Below are 21502 nucleotides of genomic sequence, written 5' to 3'. Positions count from 1 at the left end.
GCTTACCACCCATCTTCATTTTTGCGGAATTTCATCGTGGCCAATTCATCCAGCCGCTCGGCTTCGTCATGCTCCATCTCTTTCCGGTACACTTCCCGATCTTTTTCCCGCATCTTTTCGTATTTCTTCACTTCTATCGTCTTCTGGAGCAGTTGTTCCTCGAACCACGTCATTTTGCTGCGTGCCTGGATCACCTGCTGCTGGACGGAAGAGATTCTCGCTTCCAAACTTTCAATGAAACGGGCATAATGGTGGATCTCGTTCACGGCGAATCCGACAGTCATCTTCTCCTGCTGCTGTTCGAGCACCGTCTCTTTCCGTTTCAGCAGTCCATACAGTTCGGTCGCAATCGTCTCGAAGTCTTCGATCGACTGCTTGTAGGCGGATTCCGTCTCGTTCTTCTCCTGTTCCCGGTACGTCAGCACTTTCTCAAACCGGTATTGATACGGTTTCACGTCTGACCGCCCCCTGGAGCGAGCGCGATGAGCTCTTCGACACTTTCTTCAAGTGTGATGTTGTCTTTGTAGCTCTGCTTCAGGAATTTCGTGATGAGCGGCTCATATTCGATCGCCTGGTCGATTTCCCGTGACGTGCCTTTCTTGTAGGCGCCGATGTTGATCAGATCTTCCGATTTGTCGTACGTATAATACAGCTCGCGAAGTTTTTCCGCTGCCTTCACGTGCTCCGCATCAGCAATATGGTTCATGAGACGGCTGACGCTTTTCAGGACGTTGATGGCCGGGTACTGCCCTTTGTTGGCGAGTGTCCGGTCGAGCACGATGTGGCCGTCCAGTATTCCGCGGACGGCATCGGCGATCGGTTCGTTCATGTCGTCCCCGTCGACCAGAACAGTATAGAACGCCGTGATGGCGCCGAATTCGTTCGTTCCGGACCGTTCAAGTAATTTCGGCAGGATCGCAAAGACGGATGGCGTGTAGCCGCGCGTTGCCGGCGGCTCTCCGACAGCGAGTCCGATTTCACGCTGCGCCATCGCGACCCGCGTCACGGAATCCATCATCAGCATGACGTTCATGCCTCTGTTGCGGAAATACTCGGCGATCGCGGTTGCAGTGAACGCACCCTTGATGCGCATGAGTGCAGGCTGATCGGAGGTCGCTGCCACTACGATCGTCCGGCTCAGCCCTTCAGGACCTAAGTCGCGGTCGATGAATTCACGGACTTCCCGTCCCCGTTCGCCGATCAGCGCGATGACGTTGATATCGGCTGTCGTATTGCGGGCGATCATGCCGAGCAGTGTGCTTTTCCCGACACCGGACCCTGCGAAGATCCCGACTCGCTGACCGGAGCCGACTGTCAGCATCCCGTCGATCGCTTTAACGCCGACGGAAATCTTGTCGTTGATCGTCGGTCTCGTCAGGACGTTCGGCGGGTTCTGTTCTGTACGGACCGTCGCTAGCCCTTTCGGAAGCTGCGTCTGATCGATCGGACGGCCCATCGGATCGAGCACTTTCCCGATCAGGTTCATGCCCACTTTCACTTCGAGCGGCTTGCCCGTCCCTTCGACCAAGCAGCCGCTCGAAATGTCGGTGACATTCGTATACGGCATGAGCATGACGATCTCCTCGCGGAAACCGACAACTTCCGCCATGATTTTTGCGTCATTGTCATCGGACGGGTTCAAGTGGATGATGCACAGGTCACCGATCGAACTTTCGGGCCCTTTCGACTCGATCATCAGTCCGACGACACGTGCCACACGTCCGTACTTTTTCATTGTTTTCAAGGTTGGGATTTTTTTAGAAAGTTCTTCAGCTTTTTTCATGATCAGCCCTCGCTTTCGAGTAATTCCACAAGGCGCTCTTTCAATTCGTTCAGCTGTTCGTCAACACTGACGACGATCCTTCCGTGATTCGTTTCTATATAACATTCATCATTTTCGAATTCATCATTCACAAACAGCAGCATCGGGACATCCGGAGGGAAGATCGAAGCGAGCTCCTCCCGGCTGTCCGAGACGAGTTTGTAGCAGTCCGGAGAAACGTAGACTTTGATATCCCGCATTTCCCGCGCTTCTTTCAGTCCGCGTTTGACGATCGACAGGAACAGTTCCGGCTCGTCCTCTAGCTGATGCCCGAGAATCCGCTCTGCTGATTTCATTGCAATCTCGAGGATCAGCCATTCCTGTGATTCCAAGTAGGCCTCCCCATTCTCCTGCGCGGTCTGCACCGTTTCATTCGCTTTGCGGACCGCTTCCTGCATGTCCGACATACTCTTTTTCGTACCTTCTTCGTAGCCGACCTGGAATGCTTCTTCGTAGGCCCGCTGCTGCAGTTCGGCCTTTTCTGACTCCCACGCGGCATGCATCGCTTCGATGTCATCCTGCGCTGTTGTGCGGAGCCTTTCCAAATCAGCGCGCTCGACTTCGATCTGCGTACGCGCTTCGGCCATGAGCCGGTCGCGTTCCATGATGATTTCCGCAAGACTTGCATGGGATGCCGGTGCGGATGTATCCGTAATGTCAGGCTGGGTGTCGAGACGGCGGATGCCGATCTTCTTCACGCCTGCCGTCTGATTCGGCTGTGGTCTGTAAATGTTAGACAATCACATCATCTCCTCCGCCGCGCGCAATGATGATCTCCCCTGCGTCTTCCAGGCGGCGGATCGTGCCGACGATGCGGGTCTGCGCTTCTTCCACGTCACGCAGCCGTACCGGGCCCATGACGTCCATCTCTTCCTTGAACGATTCCGCCATCCGGGAAGACATGTTCTTGAACAGGATCTCTTTGACTTCCTCGCTCGAAACTTTCATCGACAGGATGAGATCTTCGTTTTCACAATCGCGGATGACACGCTGGATGGAGCGGTTGTCGAGCGTAATGATATCTTCGAAGACGAACATCCGCTTCTTGATCTCTTCTGCGAGTTCCGGATCCTGGATTTCGAGCGCATCGAGGATCGTTTTCTCGGTCGCACGATCGACGCCATTCAGCACTTCGACCACTGCATCGACGCCGCCCGTATCGGTATAATCCTGAGTGACCGTCGAGGACAGTTTGCGTTCGAGGACAGCTTCGATTTCGCTGATCACTTCCGGCGATGTCGAATCCATCGTCGCAATCCGTTTCGCGATATCCGCCTGCACTTCCTGCGGCAGCGAGGACAGGATCATCCCCGCCTGTTCCGGTTCCAGATAGGAAAGGATGAGCGCAATCGTCTGTGGATGCTCGTTCTGGATGAAATTCAGGATCTGGCTCGGTTCCGTGCGGCGCGCAAAGTCGAACGGGCGCACTTGCAGGGACGATGTCAGACGGTTGATGACCGCCTGGGCATGCTCCTTGCCGAGCGCTTTCTCGAGGATCGTCTTCGCGTAGCCGATCCCCCCTTGGGAAATGTAGTCCTGCGCCAGCGCGATATTGTGGAATTCCTCGATGATCTCCTCTTTCACGGAGGACTCGACTTTGCGGACCCCTGAAATCTCAAGGGTCAGACGCTCGATCTCCTCTTCCGTCAAGTGCTTATAGATGGAAGCCGACACTTCAGGACCAAGGGATATCAAAAGAAGTGCAGCCTTTTGCTTTCCCGACATCTCTTTATCTTTTTTCACCATGACTGATCTCTCCTTAGTCCTCAGCTATCCACGTACGGAGCAATTTCGCGAATTCCTCCGGTTTGTCTTTCGCCATCTTTTCAAGCTGTTTTCTGCGTGTTGTAGCTTCCGTCTCGACTTCGTCGTTGATATCGCTCACTTCGATCGCCTGCAGCTGTTCTTCGAGCGCCCTCGCTTCCTGCTCGGCGAGTTCGCTGTCTCTCTTGCGCTTTCTCATATAGAGGACGACGAGCACTACGATGACGATGAGCAGGAGGCCGCCGACGAGGTATATCCACCAAGGGATGACCGTCTGTTTCTCCGAGAAGTCCGCCTGTTTGCCGCGGATCGGCTGGATGGATACGGCGATCTTGTCAGCAAGCTGTTCTTCGGTCAGTTCACCCGCGGACACTTTGTCGATGGACGTCCGGACAATCGTCCCGAGGATCTGTTCGATATCCTGTTGCACACCCGGGTCAAGTGAGTTCGGGTCATCAGCGACCGGCGGCTCCACCATGACCTGCAGACCGATGTCACGGATCTTGTACGGGCTTTCTACAATATCTTTCCGGATGCGGTTCACTTCGTTGTTAATCGTCTCTTCGATTCGTTCATAATCACCGTTCGCGGTGTTCCCTTCAACGACTGTCGTCCGGTTGTCCGTTGGATCTTCAGCTTCCGGTACACCGCCCGGCACTGCTCCGTCACCCGTGAATGTTTCGGTGATGCGCTGGACGCTGAGTGCGATGCCTTCTTTGCTTTCTTCATCGACAGGCGTCACGAGGTTCTCTTCACGCTTTTCCTGCATGAAGTCGATATCGGTCGTAACGGAAACGATGACTTTGTCCTGTCCCATCATCGAGCCTAGCATCATCTGGACCTGACGCTGCAGATCGCGTTCGATCGATTTCTTGATCGCCATCTGGTCGCTGACGTTCGAGCCGAACTGGTTCTTTTCATGGTTCAGGTCGTAGTATTCGAAGTATTGGTTCATGACGACGATGTCTTCAGGAGCGAGATTAGGAATACTTTTGGAAATAAGGTTATAAAGTCCGTTGATCTGCGCATCGCTGAATTGCTGTCCGGGTTCCGTCTTCAAGACGACAGAAGCGGTCGCCGCCTGCGTGTCCTCGTTCACGAAGACTCCCTGCGTCGGCAGCGTGATCATCACTTTTGCATCTTTCACGCCTTCGATCCCTGTGATCAGCTTGGCGAGTTCGTTCTGCATCGTCGCCAGTTTGATCATATTGAATTCGTTATCAGTCGTTCCGAATCCGGCGTTCTCCGAGAAGAACGAGTAGTCGATCCTTCCAGAGTCCGCCAATCCCTGCGATTCGATCGATACGAGCAGTTCGTCGACGCGTTCTTGCGGGACGAGGATCGACGTGCCGCCGGGTGCGATCTGGTTCGGGACGGCCTGCGCATCCAGTTCTTCCTTGATGCGGCCGATATCGGACCGGGAGAGATCTTTGTATAACGGCACGTAGACGGTCCGTGACAGGAAGAACGTCAGCAGGGCAGCTCCGATCAGGACAGCAGCCGTCGTGCTGATATACAGGACTTTCTGTTTTCTCGTCCGGTTCGACCAGAACGTTCGTATGTCGTTTATGAGTTTTGTCAATCTATCTTTCATTCTGATCCTCCGGTCGGCAGACGTTATCCGCATGGCTTTCAGTAGAACAACGCTATATTTTTGTTACACAGGCATCCTCATGACTTCCTGGTATGCCTCGACTACTTTGTTGCGCACTTCCATCGTCGCGCTCAGGGCGACCGATGCTTTCTGTGCGGCGATCATGACGTTATGCAAGTCGACGTCTTCGCCTCTCACCAGTTTGTCCGTCATGACATCCGACTGGACTTGCGCAGTATTCACTTCCTGTATGGCCTCTTTCAGATATGTACCGAATTTCTGCTGGGAATCGAAAGAGGTCGGTGCCGCTTTCGGTGTGCTCGGAGTCATTGCCGGCCCCATGGCCATGATTGAGTGTATCGCCATTTCCATTCACCTGATTTCTATTGGATTATTTGCCGATTTCAAGTGCCTTCATGAGCATCGCCTTGTTGGAGTTCAGCACAGTGATATTTGCTTCGTAGGACCTGGTTGCGGACATCATGTCAATCGTTTCGCGCAGTGGATCGACGTTTGGCATAGATACATAGCCATCCTCGTCCGCATCGGGATGCGTCGGGTCGAACACCTGCTTGAACGGCGTCTCCGTGTCTTCGGTGATTTTCGACACAGCAACGCCATTGCCGATCGCTCCCCGATCCCGGGTCCCCATCGCGATGTTGAGGAAATTGGAGAATTGTCCCTGTCTCGGCTGTAGGGAGACGCTCTTCCTTGCATACGGCTGCCACTCTCCGTCAACAAGCTTGCCGCGTGTCGTATCGATGTTCGCCATGTTGGAGGAAATCACATCCATCCGCAGGCGCTGTGCAGTAAGTGCAGAAGCTGTCGTATTCATTCCGTGGAAAATCGACATGATCAGCGGCCTCCTTTAATGACGTTGTTCAGTGAATTGAACTTGCTGCTCATCCTGTCGACAAGTGCACTATAGTAGATTTGGTTGGCAGCCAGGTCCGCCTGTTCCTTATCCATGTCCACCCCGTTGCCGTTCTGGTTGAACCGGAAATTCGCATACGTCCTGACAGGTGTCCCGGCTGAAGACGGTGAGAACGGGAGATGCCGCTTATCTGTCCGATAGGCTTCGGGCTGGGACGCCTTCGCTTCGTTCAGGTAGCTCTTGAAGTCGACAGTTTTCGCTTTGTAATTCGGTGTGTCAGCATTCGCCACGTTTTGCGCGATAGCTTTCGACTTATCAGCTGAAAAGTTCAGACCTCTTTCAATCATGGAAATCGAACCGCCAAAAAGCTCCATTTTCCTACCTCCTTATATGTCTATTACGAAATATATTAAATTCGACATAATCTATTAAAAGTCAACAATTACTTCCCATTGTATCGGATTGTGAACCATTTTGTCTATACATATCCTTGAAAAAATCGGGTGTGTTTCTATACTTATTCACATGTTTTCCAAACCTTTTCCTTTAAAATTAGTCAAAAGGTCGCATAACATTCTAGTAGTATTCTTTTCACTTTCCCTTATAGACCGGCTGAACCTGTTTAACGGAATACTCAGGAATCAATTATATTTTTCAAAAAGAAATAAATAAAACGGACGAAAAGCAGGAATCGCTTTTCGTCCGTTTTCAATACAAACCGTATTAAGATTTTTGTTTTTCGAGTTCTTCAAGGAATTTGCTGTTCAGCACTTTGATGTACGTCCCTTTCATACCGAGTGAACGTGACTCAATGACGCCCGCGCTTTCCAGTTTGCGGAGCGCGTTGACGATGACGGAACGGGTGATGCCGACACGGTCAGCGATCTTGGACGCGACAAGCAGACCTTCGTTGCCGTCCAGTTCATTGAAAATGTGCTCGATCGCTTCGTGCTCACTATAAGACAGTGAATTGATCGCCATCTGGACGACAGCTTTGCTGCGCGCTTCTTTCTCGATCTCTTCCGATTTTTCACGGAGGATTTCCATACCGACCACTGTAGCCCCGTATTCTGCGAGGATCAAGTCATCTTCTTTGAACTCTTCACTCAGGCGTGCAAGGATCAGCGTGCCGAGACGGTCGCCGCCGCCGATGATCGGAACAATCGTTGTGAGGCCTTCTTTGAACAGATCTTTGTTTTCAACAGGGAATACCGTGTATTCACTGTCGATGCCGATGTTCTGGGAAGTTTCCCGGATGTTGAACAACTGGTTCGTGTACGTTTCAGGGAATTTACGATCCTCGAACATTTGCTTCATCCGCTCGTTTTCAATCTGATGGTGGATTTCGTGGCCCAGCAGTTTCCCTTTACGGCTGACGATGAAGGCGTTACAGTCGATGACTTCACTGAGCTGCTCGGCCATCTGCTTGAAATTCACTTGCTTTCCGGCAGTCGCTTGCAGCATTGCGTTGATCTTTCTCGTTTTGTCTAACAGTGTCATTATGTTTTCCTCCTTGAGTTACGTAACTGATATGAATATTCTAAAGGTTTTCAATTGTTAAATAAACTATTTTGGCTTATTTACAGGATGAAATGTGACAAATCTTTGTCCTTGACGATGCCGGCGAGCTTTTCATCCACATAAGCAGGCGTGATCCGGATGCTGGTCGGCCCGATATCCGATGCTTCAAAGGAAAGTTCTTCGAGCAGCCGCTCCACAATCGTATGGAGACGTCTCGCCCCGATGTTTTCCGTATTGTCATTGACCTCGAACGCAATTTCCGCAATCCGGTCGATTGCATCATCCGTGAACTCCAACTGGACGTCTTCCGTCGCCAGAAGTTTCTCATACTGACGGATCAGTGAGAAGTCCGGTTCTTTCAGGATGCGCACAAATTCTTCTTTCGACAGTTTATCGAGCTCGACGCGTATCGGAAACCGCCCCTGCAGCTCAGGGATGATATCGGATGGCTTAGCGATATGGAAAGCGCCTGCTCCGATGAACAGGATGTAATCGGTCCGAACCGAACCGTGTTTCGTAGTCACAGTGGAGCCTTCGACAATCGGAAGGATATCCCGCTGGACGCCTTCACGGGAGACATCTGCATTGCCGGAACCGCTTTTGCTTGCGATTTTATCCATCTCATCGATGAAGATGATCCCTGACTGTTCGGTCAGTTCCACTGCGAGACGCGCTATTTCGTCGTGGTCGATCAGCTTATCCGCTTCCTCGGCTTCGACAACCCGTCTTGCATCCTTCACTTTCATCTTCCGGGAGACGGTCCGTTTCGGCATCAAGGAAGATAGTGCGTCCTGCATGTTGGATCCCATCTGTTCCATTCCCGAACCTTGCAGAGCGTCAAACATCGACGGCTGCTGCGATTCGACGTCAACAGTGACCATCTCTTCTTCCAGCTTCCCTTCTTTCAGGAGAGCCGCGATTTCACTCCGTTTCAGCTGACGGTCGTTTTCTTCTTCCTGCGTTTCGCCGTCCTGATCGTTCTTCTGGCCGCCGAACAGCATTTCGAATGGATTCTGCATTTGCACTTTCTTCTTTTTCGAAGGGACGAGGAGCTCGACAAGCCTTTCTTCCGCCTGGACAGCTGCCTGGTCCTTCACTTTCGCACGCTGCTGGTCCTTGACGATGCGGACCCCGGTTTCAACCAGGTCGCGGACCATCGATTCCACATCACGTCCGACGTATCCGACTTCCGTGAACTTCGTCGCTTCGACTTTGACGAACGGCGCATCGACGAGTTTAGCGATCCGGCGCGCGATCTCCGTCTTCCCGACGCCCGTCGGTCCGATCATGAGGATGTTTTTCGGGATGACTTCGCTTTTTTCCTCGTCCGTCAGCAAGTTCCGCCGATACCGGTTGCGGATCGCAACTGATACCGCCCGCTTCGCCTTATCCTGCCCGACTATATAACGGTTTAAAAAGGCAATCATCTCTTTTGGTGTCAGTTCTTTCGATTTCATTCGCCGAGCACCTCCACGACTATATTATCGTTCGTGAACACACAAATTTCAGCAGCAGTTTCAAGAGCGGCACGCGCAATCTGCTCAGCCGTCAGTGTACCGCCTGCATGCTTCGCGAGCGCACGGCCTGCCGCGAGCGCATAGTTGCCGCCTGAACCGATCGCAAGGATTCCGTCGTCCGGTTCGATCACTTCGCCGGTGCCCGACACGAGCAGCAGGCTGTCTTCGTTCATGACGAGCAGCATGGCTTCCAGTTTCCGGAGGATCTGGTCACCGCGCCACTGTTTCGCCAGCTCGACAGCCGCACGCTGCAGGTTGCCGTTATATTCCGTCAGTTTATCTTCGAACAGATCGAACAGTGTGAAGGCATCCGCCACTGAACCTGCGAATCCTGCAAGCACCCTGCCGTTGAAAAGGCGCCTCACTTTCCTTGCCGTATGTTTCATGACGACGCTTTCCCCCATCGTCACCTGGCCGTCACCGGACATTGCGCCTACTCCGTCGTGACGGATCGCAAAGATCGTAGTTGCGTGAAATTCCATGTAAACTCCTCCTAAGCTCGCGGATGCGTATTCATGTAAGTTCTTCGTAAGTGCTCTTTCGTCGTATGCGTGTAGATCTGGGTCGAAGACAAGTCGCTGTGGCCGAGCAGTTCCTGGACAGTCCGCATATCGGCTCCCGCAGACAGCAGATGCGTGGCGAACGTGTGACGCAGCATGTGCGGATAGACATTCGCCTGGACGGATGCCCGCCCGACGATGGCGTCGAGCACATGGCGGACGCCGCGATCTGTCAAGGGGCCGCCGCGCAAGTTGACGAACAATCTTTCATGCTTCTCCTTTTTCAGGAGACGCGGCCTGCCGTCCTGCAAATAGTCCCCGATGGCGTCCGCAGCGATACTGCCGAACGGGACGTAACGCTCTTTCCTGCCTTTTCCCATCACCCGCACGATTCCGAGTTCAAGATCCAGATCCGGAAGTTCGATCGACGTCAGTTCGCTGACCCGGATGCCGGTTGCATACAGCAGTTCGAGCAGCGCACTGTCGCGCAGATCACGCGGCAAAACGCCCTGACAGGCAGCGAACATCTTTTCAAGTTCTTCTGCATAAAAAAAAGCCGGCAGCCGTTCTTCCTTTTTCGGATGATGCAGCAGACGGAATGCCGTATCGTCCGTACCATGGCGGGAATTGGCAAAGCGGAAAAACGAGCGGACAGATGAAATTTTTCTGGAGATGGTCGTTCTGGACAAATTCCGGTCATACAGGCGGGACGCGAACAGCCTCGCTTCCTGGTAGGTGATCGATTCGATCGATCCGATCCCCTCACTTGTCAGGAAGTCGAAGAATTCCTGGACGTCGTTTCCATATTCCTGCACAGTGCGGACGGAATAGTTTTTCTCCAGCCGGATATATGTAATATATTCCTTGCACAGCTGCTGGGTCCGATCATCCAACTGCTCCACCTCCGAACTACCGAATATGAACTGTACTGCCCTTATTATAGAAGGACAATTTTACCAAAGTGATTGAAAATGTCGACTACTCGTTAAATTCAAATACATCCACGCTTTACTATACATGATTATGTACCGTCCCATCAACTATCACGTGTTGAGTTGTCTGACCTCTATCAATGATTTTTGAAGACTGTCATTAAAACTTCACAATTTCTTCATATTGCGCTGAAGAAATGACGTAAAAAGAACCAGCAGAGCGGATGTGCTCTGCTGGTCTTGCCTTCCTGCTGAATCGTAAGTCATAGTTCAGTTGACAAGCTGGTGGGTTCCCTTGAACGCTTCCAATGCATCCAATGCCCTGGCAGCGTGCTTTTCCGCGCGTTCCGCTTTCGATCGGACCCGTTCTCCGAGATCGGGGAACAGACCGAAGTTGACATTCATCGGCTGGAAGTTTTTCGAGTCCGCTTCGGTGATGTAACGTGCCATACTTCCGAGTGCCGTCTCTTCAGGCAGGACGATGAGTTCTTCGGCGAGCGCGAGCCGTGCTGCGTTCATACCGGCGACAAGGCCGGATCCCGCTGATTCCACGTAGCCTTCGACACCGGTCATCTGGCCTGCGAAGAACAGGTTCGTGTTTTCACGGAGCTGATAGGTCGGTTTCAGCACACGCGGTGAATTGATGAATGTGTTCCGGTGCATGACTCCGTACCGGACGATTTCCACATTTTCAAGCCCCGGGATCATGCGGAGCACTTCTTTCTGCGCTCCCCACTTCATATGCGTCTGGAAGCCGACGATGTTGTAGAGGGTGCCCGCTGCGTCATCCTGACGAAGCTGGACGACCGCTTTCGGGCGTTTGCCGGTTTTAGGATCCTCGAGTCCGACCGGTTTCATCGGACCGAACAGGAGCGTCTTTTCGCCGCGGGATGCCAGCACTTCCACAGGCATGCAGCTTTCGAAATAGATTTCCTTCTCGAATTCTTTCAGCTCAGCGACTTCCGCGTTGACAAGCGCTTCGTGGAAACGGGCGAATTCCTCTTCGTCCATCGGACAGTTGAGGTAAGCTGCCTCCCCTTTGTCGTAGCGGGATTTCAAGTAGACTTTGTCCATGTCGATGGAATCTTTCTCGACGATTGGCGCAGCTGCATCGTAGAAGTACAAATAGTCTTCTCCGGTCAGTGTCCGGACTTTTTCAGCGAGTGCCGGTGAGGTGAGCGGTCCGGTCGCGATGACAGTGATGCCTTCCGGGATATCCGTCACTTCTTCGTTGACGACTTCAATGAGCGGGTGATTGCGCACTTTGTCCGTGACGTGCTGCGAAAACTCGTGACGGTCGACGGCAAGTGCGCCGCCGGCCGGTACTGAGCAGGCATCCGCCGCGGCAATGATGACCGAATCGAGACGGCGCATCTCTTCTTTGATGACGCCGACTGCATTGGTCAGTGCATTCGCACGCAATGAGTTGCTGCAGACGAGTTCAGCGAATTTGTCCGTATGATGGGCGGGTGTCTGCTGGACCGGCCGCATTTCGTAAAGCCGGACATTCACGCCCCGGTTCGCGATTTGCCAGGCGGCTTCGCTTCCTGCAAGGCCTGCTCCGATTACGTTAACTGTTGGTGTCATACGTACCACTTCTTTCCTGCAAAGTTATTGTTGAGGCTTCTCTTTATAATCGCATTCCGTACACTGGATTTGAAGACCTTTTTTCAGCCGCTTTTCAACTAACGTGCTTTCACATTTCGGACAAGGCCGTGAAATCGGCTTATCCCAGGAAATGTATTCGCAATCAGGATAGCGGTCGCAGCCGTAGAAGATCCGGTTCTTCTTGCTCTTCCGTTCGACCACTTCCCCTTCCTTGCAAAGAGGACACGTTACGCCGATCGGTTTTACGATCGCTTTCGTGTTACGGCAGTCCGGGAAGTTCGAACACGCCATGAATTTGCCGTAGCGTCCCATTTTGTAGACCATCGGAGAGCCGCACTTTTCGCAGTCTTCTCCGGCAGGCTCGTCCTTGATTTCGATTTTCTCCATCTCTTCTTCAGCTACTTGGAGATGCTGTTCGAAGTCTTTGTAGAAATCATCGATGACCTGCACCCAGCTGATATCGCCTTCTTCAATCCGGTCAAGGCTCTGTTCCATGGTGGCTGTGAATTCAGCATTCGTTATATCCGAAAAATATTGGTTCACCGCCGCATTGACGATTTCGCCGAGTTCTGTCGGCACGAAGCGTTTCGCATCGAGCGTCACATAGCCGCGCCGCTGGATCGTATCGAGTGTAGGAGCATAGGTCGACGGCCGGCCGATGCCGAGTTCTTCCAGCGTCTTCACGAGGCGGGCTTCCGAATAACGCGGAGGCGGCTGGGTGAAGTGCTGTTTCGGATCGATCTTGGCACATGTCACGGTCTCGCCTTCTTCAAGCGGCGGCAGGACGTTGTCTTTCTCTTCTTCCTTATCGTCCTGGCTTTCGACATACACTTTCATGAATCCCTGGAACTTCACCTGGGAGCCTGTCGCCCTGAACTGGATTTCCTGATTGCCCAGGTCCGCCGTCACAGTATCGAGTACGGCAGGTGCCATCTGGCTCGCGACGAAGCGCGACCAGATCAGTTTGTAGAGTTTCATCTGGTCTTTCGATAAAAACGCTTTCATGGCTTCAGGTGTCCGCATGACCGAAGTCGGCCGCACGGCTTCGTGGGCATCCTGCGTCTTCGCGGAAGCTGCTTTTGCAGCCGGCTTCGTACTGCGCAGAAACTCCTTCCCATACATCGTTCCGATATGGTCTTTCGCTTCCGACTGGGCCGTCTCCGAGATACGCGTCGAGTCTGTACGCATGTACGTGATCAGCCCGACGATCCCTTCTTTTCCGACTGTGATCCCTTCGTACAGCTGCTGTGCAATCATCATCGTCTTCTTCGCCCGGAAGTTCAGTTTGCGCGCAGCCTCCTGCTGGAGCGAAGACGTCGTGAAAGGCGCTGCCGGATTCCGTTTGCGTTCCTTTTTGACGACCTTCTGCACAGTGAAGTCATCACCGCTCAGCTGGGCGAGGATGTCATCGACCTGCTGTTTGTCGGTCAGCTTCACTTTTTTGCCGGCTTTGCCGTAGAACGAGGCATCGAACTGCCCTTCTTTTTTGCTGAAGTCCGCACCGATCGTCCAGTACTCTTCCGGTTCGAAGCTCTTGATCTCCTCTTCGCGGTCGATGATCAGTTTCAAGGCGACTGACTGAACACGGCCGGCGGACAAGCCTTTCTTCACTTTCTTCCATAGGATCGGACTGATGTTGTAGCCGACCAGCCGGTCCAGTATGCGGCGCGCCTGCTGGGCATCGACAAGATCCGTATTGATCGGTCTCGGATGCTTGAAGGAGTCCTTGATGGCGTCTTTCGTGATTTCGTTGAAGACGACGCGGCAGTCGGTCTGTTCATCGACACCGAGCTGATGCGCCAGGTGCCAGGCGATCGCTTCCCCTTCTCTGTCGGGGTCAGCCGCGAGAAAGATCTTTTTCGCTTTTTTCGCTTCTTTTTTAAGATCCTGCAAGATCGGGCCTTTGCCGCGGATCGTAATATACTTCGGTTCGTAATTGTTTTCCACATCGACGCCCATCTGGCTCCGGGGCAGGTCGCGTAAATGTCCGAGCGAGGCGCGGACTTTGTATTTCTTTCCTAAATATCGTTCTATCGTTTTTGCTTTCGCGGGTGATTCCACGATTACTAAGTAATCTGCCATTCTGCTGGGTCCCCCTTACAGAGGTTCTTTGTATTTGTTCGTCTAAAAGAATATCTGTTGCAAAATGTATAACAGTTTTTGTGGAAAAGCAACTATTTGAATGAAAAGAACTTTTTTCTGTCAGGATTCGACAAGGGATTCCACGATTTGAAAACCGTTCCAGATTCCTTGTGCCCCTTCGTTCAGCAGCTTGTTCGGCCCGAGTGATAATGGCGAATCGATCGGTCCCGGCACGGCGAACACTTCCTTCCCATGATCGAGGGCATGCTCGATCGTGCTCATCGTCCCGCTCTTCTCTGCGGATTCTGTAATGACGAGCGACTTGGACAGCCCGCTGATGATCCGGTTGCGCATCGGGAAGGTCCACTTGGCCGGTGGCTGGTAAGGCGGATATTCGGTGACCAGCAGATGATGGCGCCCGATATGCGCTTCGAGCTCCCGGTTCTCTTTCGGGTACAGATGGAAGAATCCGTTGCCGAGCACGGCGATCGTGTCGCCTCCGTACCGGATCGCCGCTTCGTGGGCCAGTGTATCCGCACCTTTGGCGAGACCTGACACGATTACTGCATTGTACCGGACCAGCGGAGGGACGATCTGCTCCATTGCAAGCACCGAGTAATCCGTCGCTTTCCTGGAACCGACAATCGCGATGAGATGTTCTCTTTTCAGTAAATCCTTATTTCCTTTCGTATAGAGGACGGCAGGCGGATCGATCAGTTGTTTCAGACGGGTTGGATAATCCGGATGGGTATAAGGAATGGGGATGATTCCCTTTTCATACAGCAGGTCCAGCAGGGGGAGGGAGGACAGTTCACGGAGTCTTTCGTTCAGCTTCTTCTGCTTCACGGTTGATGAATGCAGGACGTTTTGGCATCGGGGATTTCCCGACAGATGCTGTTTCAGTACAGGATAGGATGCGGGCCAGGCGTAGTGCAGTTTGAGCAGTTCCAGTTCCTGATCGGACAGGTTCATGACGTTCCTCCTCGATTTGTATAGAAAAAGGCAGCGCATCGTCCGATACGCTGCTTCTTTTCTTGATCAGTGGGTTTTACATTTGTCGTAAAGACCTTTTTCCTTGATGACTTTAATCAGCGTTTCACCGATGACGGAAGGAGTCTCAGCCACTTCCACACCTGCGTTATTCAGCGCTTTAATCTTTTCGTCGGCAGTTCCCTTTCCTCCTGAAATGATGGCGCCAGCGTGGCCCATACGCTTTCCTGGAGGTGCAGTCTGTCCGCCGATGAAGCCGACAACCGGTTTCTTCATGTTGGCTTTGATCCACTCGGCTGCTTCTTCTTCAGCAGTACCGCCGATTTCTCCGATCATGACAACTGCATATGTGTCTTCGTCTTCATTGAATTCCTTCAATACATCGATGAAGTTTGTGCCATTGACCGGGTCTCCGCCGATACCGACAGCTGTCGTCTGACCGATGCCTGCTTCAGAAAGCTGGTGCACCGCTTCATACGTCAGTGTTCCTGAACGTGAGATGACGCCGACGTGGCCTTTTGTATGGATGTAGCCTGGCATGATGCCGATCTTGCACTCTTCCGGTGTGATGACGCCCGGGCAGTTCGGACCGACGAGGCGGGTCTTCTTGCCTTCCATGTAGCGGACAACTTTCACCATATCGAGAACAGGGATGTGTTCCGTGATGCAGATCGCCATATCGAGTTCTGCGTCAACCGCTTCCAGGATCGCATCAGCTGCGAACGGAGCCGGAACATAGATGACGGACACGTTGGCGCCAGTCGCTTTGACGGCTTCTTCCATCGTGTTGAAGACAGGAACGCCTTCCACTTCCGTGCCGCCTTTACCAGGTGTTACACCTGCGACGATCTTCGTGCCGTATTCAAGCATTTGCTGGGTATGAAATTTCGCAGTCCCGCCGGTGATTCCCTGCACGACCACTTTTGTATTTTTGTCGATATAAATACTCATCGTTTGTCCCTGCCTTTCTTAGCCTACGATTTCAACAATCTTCTGTGCGCCGTCCGCCATGGAGCCGGCAGCGATAATATTGAGTCCTGACTCGTTCAGCAGCTCTTTGCCGCGGTCGACGTTCGTACCTTCAAGACGGACAACGAGCGGCACTTCGAGGCCGACTTCCTTAGCCGCCGTGATGACACCTTCAGCGATGACGTCACATTTCATGATGCCGCCGAAAATGTTGACGAAGATCCCTTTCACATTGTCATCGGAAAGGATGATCTTGAACGCTTCCGTAACTTTTTCAGCTGTCGCGCCGCCCCCAACGTCCAGGAAGTTCGCGGGTGATCCGCCGTAGTAGTTGATTGTATCCATTGTAGCCATAGCAAGCCCTGCTCCGTTGACCATGCACCCGATGTTGCCGTCTAGGGAGATGTAGCTCAGGTCGTATTTCGATGCTTCGATCTCTTTCGCATCTTCTTCATCGAAGTCGCGCAGTTCGACAATGTCCTTATGACGGAACAATGCATTGTCGTCGAAGTTGAACTTCGCGTCGAGTGCGAGCACGTTGTCGTCACCAGTCACGACGAGTGGGTTGATCTCTACGATGGAAGCGTCTTTGTCGACGAATACCTGGTAGAGGCCTGTCATGAATTTAGCTGCTTTGTTCACGAGGTGAGCCGGGATATTCATGTTGAATGCCATCCGGCGCGCCTGGAATCCAGTCAGTCCGACAACCGGATCCACGACTTCTTTGAAGATCTTTTCAGGAGTCGCCTCAGCAACTTCCTCGATGTCCATTCCGCCTTCTTCAGAACCCATCAGTGTGACGCGGTCCGTTGCACGGTCGACGACGAGGCTGATGTAGTATTCTTTCTTGATGTCTGCGCCTTCTTCGATCAGGAGACGCTTGACTTCCTTACCTTCAGGGCCTGTCTGATGCGTCACCAGTGTTTTGCCGAGAAGTTCTTTTGCGTACGCACGCACTTCGTCCAGATTCTTGGCAATTTTAACGCCGCCCGCTTTCCCGCGGCCGCCGGCATGGATTTGTGCTTTTACGACAAATACATCGGTGCCAAGTTCTTTTGCTGCGCTGACCGCCTCATCCGGCGAGAACGCTGCAATCCCTTTAGAAGCTGCAACCCCATAATCACGGAGCAGCTGCTTCCCTTGATATTCATGGATATTCATCTTATATCCTCCAATCAAACTGATAACTATAGTTTACTGCGTACTCTATTGTAGTAAACTTGTCATACTATGTCCATATTTGTACTCCTGTGATGCGAAATTTCTGTACTACGACAGGTTTCCCCGCTCATCTGCCGCTTTTCGCCCGGTCGAGCCGGTACACGTATGCAAGCACTTCGGAGACGGCCTGGTAAAGCTGTTCGGGGATCGTCTCGTTCACTTCCAGCTGGCCGAGCAGTTCGACGAGCGACGGGTCTTCCTGGATCGGGACGCCGTGCTCCTTCGCCTTTTCGAGGATGTTATCCGCGATCTGTCCTTTGCCTTTCGCTGTAACCCTCGGAGCATCGTTCTGCTCGGGCATGTAGGACAGCGCCACCGCTTCTTTCCGCTTGTACGGTTTTCCGCTCATACTCTGAAGTCCACCCCTTTCGTCCTGCTGCCGGCGGACGTTCTGACGGACTGTACTGCCTCGTCTTCCCGGAACGGCCGGAATCGCACAGCGGACAGCCTGTAGCCGCCATCCTCAAGTGCTGCTTCCAGCGTTTCCTGCAGCATTTCACCTGCCGATTCGAGCCGGGTGTCCTCATTGAAGATCGTCAACGTGATCACCTTGTTCTGCACTTGCATGTCGACGACGGTCTTTTTCAGCGCCTCGAGATCGAGGTAGAACAGGACACGAGCATGGTCCGGATCGATCTTGCCGTCCTCTTTCATGCGTCCGTTCCATTCAAGTGTCGCATCGATGCGCCGGCCGTGCAGCTGCAGGGGCATCTGCATGATGATCTGCTGCTGCGCCCCGTTCTCCGCCGACTGCAGCAGCGGCCCGTTCAGCCGTGAGACCGCGGACTCCGCAGCCTCACGCAGCGCCGTGCCTACTGTGCCGTCCTGCATGAGGGCGACCAGATGGGGCTTCAGTGAGTGCTGGATCTGCTCGAGATCCGGCTGCCGCGCGGCGAGACCCGCTTCGTAGTTCACGCCTAGCTTTGCAAGAACAGTCTGGATCGACTGTTTCACTTCTGCACCGGTGATTTCCCGGGCAGCGGAATCTTCCGCAGCGGCTGCGAGAGCGCGTACGTCCGGCGAACCGGACTGCAGTGCCTGACGCATCAGTTCCGTCAGTTTTCCCGGTCCTTCTCCGGTTCCGGTAAGTGCCTGGAGCAGCGTCGGCGCTGCAGGCGGACTTGCGGGTGCAGGAGCCGGCTGCACGGCTTCAGCGGCCGGCCGGGCAGGCGCCGGCAGCGCGCTGTCCGTTGGATCGGCTGCTGGTGTGCCGAATAGGACAGCTGCCACTTTGCCGAGCAGCACGGATGCAGGCTCAGCGTTTCTAGTATGCGCGGCCAGCAGGTCCGTAATCCCGGATTTCACCGGCTGCGGCAGATCGGACTGCTGCACGAGGCGCACTGCCTGAGCCGCGGCGGTGGCAGGCAGCTTGGCATCGCCGTCCGCCTGCCGGATGACCGTGAGCAGCTGCTTCACCGGGTCTGCGGCCGCGGCAGCCGGCTGGACAGCACCGGAGGAGCCGGCGGGTGCTGCGGATTGCGCTGTTTCAGCTGCCGCCGTCTGCACGGCGCCGGCTTGCGGGCTGCTGCCCGCCGTCACGAGCTTCGCAAGCGTCTCGGGCAGATTGGCGAGCGACGTCCCGGCCGGCAGCACTCCCGCGGACTTCAGCAGCTGGACGGTCTGGAAACGGACTCCCGGTTCCACTGAAGAGTCGAGTGCCGTCTTCACTGTCAGGGCGAGCATTTTCCCGCCGGCCGTTTCAAGCAGGGGCTGCCTCACCTGCTGCACGATCTGCTGGATTTCTTTTTTCTGCACATCCGGTATGTCCTGATCGGCTGCGAGCGCCTGTTCCAGCTTGCCGAGGACGTCCTGGAGTCCTCCTTTTGTCTCCACACCCATCATTGCACTGAACAGTTGAGGGGTCACCGGCAGTTTCAGGGCGGCCAGTTTTGCGATCGACTGGAGTGCTGCTGCCATTTGGCCGGCCGGCACTTGTTTCAGCAGCGCTTCCCCCGCGAGCAGTGTGTCTTTCGACAGCGGCAGCTGTATCTTCATGAACGACTCGGCGAGCTGGCGCATCTCCGGCGTCTTCGGCAGCTGAAGCGTTTCGAGCAGATTGTCGATTTTGACACCCGGCGTCTCTTTCTGGCCGTACGGTCCCGACACGATCTTCAGCTGCAGCTCGGGATCCGTCGCTTTCACTTGGAAGTAGTACGAGTCGCCGGCTTTCAGCGGCACTTCCAGCTTGGCGTGCAGTTTCTGGTTTCCGATCTGGATCTCCGCCATTTCCCCGGGGAACAGCTGCTGGATCTTCCCCTGGAACACCTGGCCCTCCCGCATCGGCAGTTTCTGGCCGGACTGGACAGCACCGAGCACATTCATCGGCACGCTCTGCCCGATTGTCGGATAGTTCATCGGTCCTCCTCCTTTCCTGCAAGCATCGTTTTGACAGGCTCGAACGTCTTCCTGTGGTGCGGACACGGACCGTGCTGCCGAAGGGCCTCCACGTGCTCCCTAGTGCCGTAGCCTGCATGCTTGTCGAACCCGTACATCGGATACTCGCTATGCAGGTCCGTCATCAGCCGGTCCCGTGTTGTTTTTGCGAGGATCGAGGCAGCAGCGATGGCGAGGCTCTGTGCGTCGCCTTTGACGATGGAGGCCGAGGGGCAGCCGACCGAAAGCGGCATCGCATCCGCCATGACGTAATCCGGTTTGACGGACAGTGTATAGATGGATTGTTCCATCGACTCCCGGGTGGCTGCGTAAATGTTCACTTCGTCGATCCGCTCCGCAGGCTGGATATGGACCGACCATGCGACAGCCGCCTGACGGATCAAGTCTGCCAGACGCTCCCGTTCCCGGATGGAGATCTGTTTCGAATCATCGAGCCCGATGAGCATATCGGTATCCGCCGGCAGGATGACAGCGGCTGTCACGACAGGGCCGGCGAGCGGTCCCCTGCCCGCTTCGTCCGTCCCGGCCCCGAGAGCTCCGGAAAACGGTGCGTATGACAGGTCGAACTGCACTTTGTCCCGGTGGCGGCTGATCTGAACGCATCTCTTTTCGTATGCCCGCCGCCACGATTTCAGCGCCTGCTGCACACCCGATCGCGGATCGTGTTCCAATTCATCCATCCAGTGTGCCGGCTCTGCGGCCGCCTTCAGTTCTTCCTTTATCAGTTGTATCGTCTTCACGCGCTCACCTTCTGTCTGTATTACTTCCATACTGTTGTTATCGGTTCTTTTCCGTTCGTTTCGATATGTAAAAAGCCGGAGCCGGTGTCTCGTGCCGGCTCCGGCCTTCCCTTATTCCTGTTCAGTTGTCCAATCGAATGTCAGACGGCCGAAATTGCCGCTCCTGACGTCCTGGACGATCAACTCTGCCACTTTGTCATAATCGATCTCCCCGCCGGCAGCATACGCTTTCCTGCGGGCACCGACCGTGTCGAACAGCTCACGCGTCTTTTCATCGACCGCTGCGAACCCGTACCGCTCTTCCAGCCGCTCCGGATAATGAGCCGAGAGGAACCGCAGTCCGTACATGGCCAGTTCTTCCATGTTGACGATCGTATCTTTGATGGCGCCGGTCAAGGCGAGTTTCAGACCGGTCTCCGGATCTTCGAATTTCGGCCAGAGGATCCCCGGTGTATCAAGGAGTTCGAGCTCTTTTTCGTATTTGATCCATTGCTGGGCTTTCGTGACGCCCGGCTTATTGCCAGTTTTCGCGATGTTTTTCTTCGCGAGCCGGTTGATGAGCGTCGATTTGCCGACGTTCGGGATGCCGACGATCATCGCACGGATGGCGCCCGGCCGGATACCGCGCTTCTTCATCCGTTCGATTTTAGGGGCCAGCACTTCTTTTGCTGCTTTGGTGACCGCCTGGAGCCCTTTTCCTTCAAAGGAGTTGATGGCGATCGCCTGGATGCCCTTTTCATCGAAATACCGGATCCATCGAGCCGTCTCGTGCTCATCCGCCAAGTCCATCTTGTTGAGGATGAGGAGCCGCGGCTTCTGGTGGATCACTTCGTCGATCATCGGATTCCGCGATGACAACGGAAGCCTGGCATCCACTAATTCGAATACGATATCGACGAGTTTCAGCTGTTCGGTCACTTCTCTTCTTGCTTTTGCCATATGTCCGGGAAACCATTGTATAGCCATTTGTGATC

General features: G+C 54.0%; 21 protein-coding genes. All 21 read right to left on the bottom strand.

The genetic code is table 11. From position 1 onward, the window contains the following. Nucleotides 1-2: 2 nt before the first annotated feature. On the bottom strand, nucleotides 3-455 hold the full coding sequence (gene fliJ / locus NFU03_RS01460; protein WP_251635485.1) for a flagellar export protein FliJ: 453 nt from the start codon (nucleotides 453-455) through the stop codon (nucleotides 3-5). Next, the gene (gene fliI / locus NFU03_RS01455; protein ID WP_251635483.1) at nucleotides 452-1783 is read right to left on the bottom strand and encodes a flagellar protein export ATPase FliI; all 1332 of its coding nucleotides are present in this window, start codon (nucleotides 1781-1783) and stop codon (nucleotides 452-454) included. The genes fliJ and fliI overlap by 4 nt, the downstream gene beginning before the upstream one ends. A gap of 2 nt (nucleotides 1784-1785) precedes the next feature. Continuing rightward, entirely contained in the window at nucleotides 1786-2562 is a 777-nt protein-coding gene (gene fliH, locus NFU03_RS01450; RefSeq protein ID WP_251635481.1) for a flagellar assembly protein FliH, read from the bottom strand. Next, entirely contained in the window at nucleotides 2555-3568 is a 1014-nt protein-coding gene (fliG, locus tag NFU03_RS01445) for a flagellar motor switch protein FliG (protein WP_251635479.1), read from the bottom strand. The genes fliH and fliG overlap by 8 nt, the downstream gene beginning before the upstream one ends. Nucleotides 3569-3581: 13 nt before the next feature. After that, nucleotides 3582-5180, bottom strand: a complete 1599-nt coding sequence (gene fliF, locus NFU03_RS01440; protein ID WP_251635476.1) for a flagellar basal-body MS-ring/collar protein FliF — start codon at nucleotides 5178-5180, stop codon at nucleotides 3582-3584. 63 nt (nucleotides 5181-5243) lie between these two features. Further along, nucleotides 5244-5510: a flagellar hook-basal body complex protein FliE gene (fliE, locus tag NFU03_RS01435; RefSeq protein ID WP_251636201.1), complete on the bottom strand. Its 267-nt coding sequence runs from the start codon at nucleotides 5508-5510 to the stop codon at nucleotides 5244-5246. 61 nt (nucleotides 5511-5571) lie between these two features. Next, entirely contained in the window at nucleotides 5572-6033 is a 462-nt protein-coding gene (gene flgC / locus NFU03_RS01430; RefSeq protein WP_251635474.1) for a flagellar basal body rod protein FlgC, read from the bottom strand. Nucleotides 6034-6035: 2 nt separating this feature from the next. Next, nucleotides 6036-6428 (bottom strand): flagellar basal body rod protein FlgB, encoded by a 393-nt coding sequence (gene flgB / locus NFU03_RS01425; protein WP_251635472.1) that lies wholly within the window; start codon nucleotides 6426-6428, stop codon nucleotides 6036-6038. Nucleotides 6429-6777: 349 nt separating this feature from the next. Beyond that, nucleotides 6778-7554, bottom strand: coding sequence for a GTP-sensing pleiotropic transcriptional regulator CodY (codY, locus tag NFU03_RS01420; RefSeq protein ID WP_251635470.1), 777 nt, complete (start codon nucleotides 7552-7554; stop codon nucleotides 6778-6780). Between the two features lie 80 nt (nucleotides 7555-7634). Then, a complete protein-coding gene (gene hslU / locus NFU03_RS01415; RefSeq protein ID WP_251635467.1) occupies nucleotides 7635-9032 on the bottom strand; it encodes an ATP-dependent protease ATPase subunit HslU in 1398 nt (465 codons plus the stop codon). Beyond that, a complete protein-coding gene (gene hslV, locus NFU03_RS01410) occupies nucleotides 9029-9574 on the bottom strand; it encodes an ATP-dependent protease subunit HslV (RefSeq protein ID WP_251635466.1) in 546 nt (181 codons plus the stop codon). Before hslV ends, hslU begins: the two co-directional genes overlap by 4 nt. A gap of 11 nt (nucleotides 9575-9585) precedes the next feature. Then, nucleotides 9586-10485, bottom strand: coding sequence for a tyrosine recombinase XerC (gene xerC / locus NFU03_RS01405; protein ID WP_251635463.1), 900 nt, complete (start codon nucleotides 10483-10485; stop codon nucleotides 9586-9588). A 309-nt stretch (nucleotides 10486-10794) separates the two neighbouring features. After that, the gene (gene trmFO, locus NFU03_RS01400) at nucleotides 10795-12111 is read right to left on the bottom strand and encodes an FADH(2)-oxidizing methylenetetrahydrofolate--tRNA-(uracil(54)-C(5))-methyltransferase TrmFO (RefSeq protein WP_251635461.1); all 1317 of its coding nucleotides are present in this window, start codon (nucleotides 12109-12111) and stop codon (nucleotides 10795-10797) included. Between the two features lie 24 nt (nucleotides 12112-12135). Then, on the bottom strand, nucleotides 12136-14214 hold the full coding sequence (topA, locus tag NFU03_RS01395; RefSeq protein WP_251635460.1) for a type I DNA topoisomerase: 2079 nt from the start codon (nucleotides 14212-14214) through the stop codon (nucleotides 12136-12138). Between the two features lie 120 nt (nucleotides 14215-14334). Next, the gene (gene dprA, locus NFU03_RS01390) at nucleotides 14335-15186 is read right to left on the bottom strand and encodes a DNA-processing protein DprA (protein ID WP_251635458.1); all 852 of its coding nucleotides are present in this window, start codon (nucleotides 15184-15186) and stop codon (nucleotides 14335-14337) included. Between the two features lie 66 nt (nucleotides 15187-15252). After that, nucleotides 15253-16155 carry a succinate--CoA ligase subunit alpha gene (sucD, locus tag NFU03_RS01385; RefSeq protein WP_251635456.1) on the bottom strand — a complete coding sequence of 301 codons (903 nt, stop codon included), beginning with the start codon at nucleotides 16153-16155 and terminating at the stop codon, nucleotides 15253-15255. Nucleotides 16156-16173: 18 nt separating this feature from the next. Next, nucleotides 16174-17334 (bottom strand): ADP-forming succinate--CoA ligase subunit beta, encoded by a 1161-nt coding sequence (gene sucC, locus NFU03_RS01380; RefSeq protein ID WP_251635454.1) that lies wholly within the window; start codon nucleotides 17332-17334, stop codon nucleotides 16174-16176. A gap of 127 nt (nucleotides 17335-17461) precedes the next feature. After that, a complete protein-coding gene (locus NFU03_RS01375) occupies nucleotides 17462-17743 on the bottom strand; it encodes an EscU/YscU/HrcU family type III secretion system export apparatus switch protein (protein WP_251635452.1) in 282 nt (93 codons plus the stop codon). Beyond that, nucleotides 17740-19749 (bottom strand): hypothetical protein, encoded by a 2010-nt coding sequence (locus NFU03_RS01370; RefSeq protein ID WP_251635449.1) that lies wholly within the window; start codon nucleotides 19747-19749, stop codon nucleotides 17740-17742. Before NFU03_RS01370 ends, NFU03_RS01375 begins: the two co-directional genes overlap by 4 nt. Continuing rightward, nucleotides 19746-20528, bottom strand: a complete 783-nt coding sequence (locus NFU03_RS01365; RefSeq protein ID WP_251635447.1) for a ribonuclease HII — start codon at nucleotides 20526-20528, stop codon at nucleotides 19746-19748. The genes NFU03_RS01370 and NFU03_RS01365 overlap by 4 nt, the downstream gene beginning before the upstream one ends. A 111-nt stretch (nucleotides 20529-20639) precedes the next feature. Then, on the bottom strand, nucleotides 20640-21494 hold the full coding sequence (gene ylqF, locus NFU03_RS01360) for a ribosome biogenesis GTPase YlqF (RefSeq protein ID WP_251635445.1): 855 nt from the start codon (nucleotides 21492-21494) through the stop codon (nucleotides 20640-20642). Nucleotides 21495-21502 lie beyond the last annotated feature (8 nt).

Source organism: Sporosarcina sp. NCCP-2716 (assembly GCF_023707985.1).
GTDB lineage: Bacteria > Bacillota > Bacilli > Bacillales_A > Planococcaceae > Sporosarcina.
Note: the sequence above shows the minus strand (reverse complement) of the source record. Positions and strands in the feature narration are given on the sequence as shown.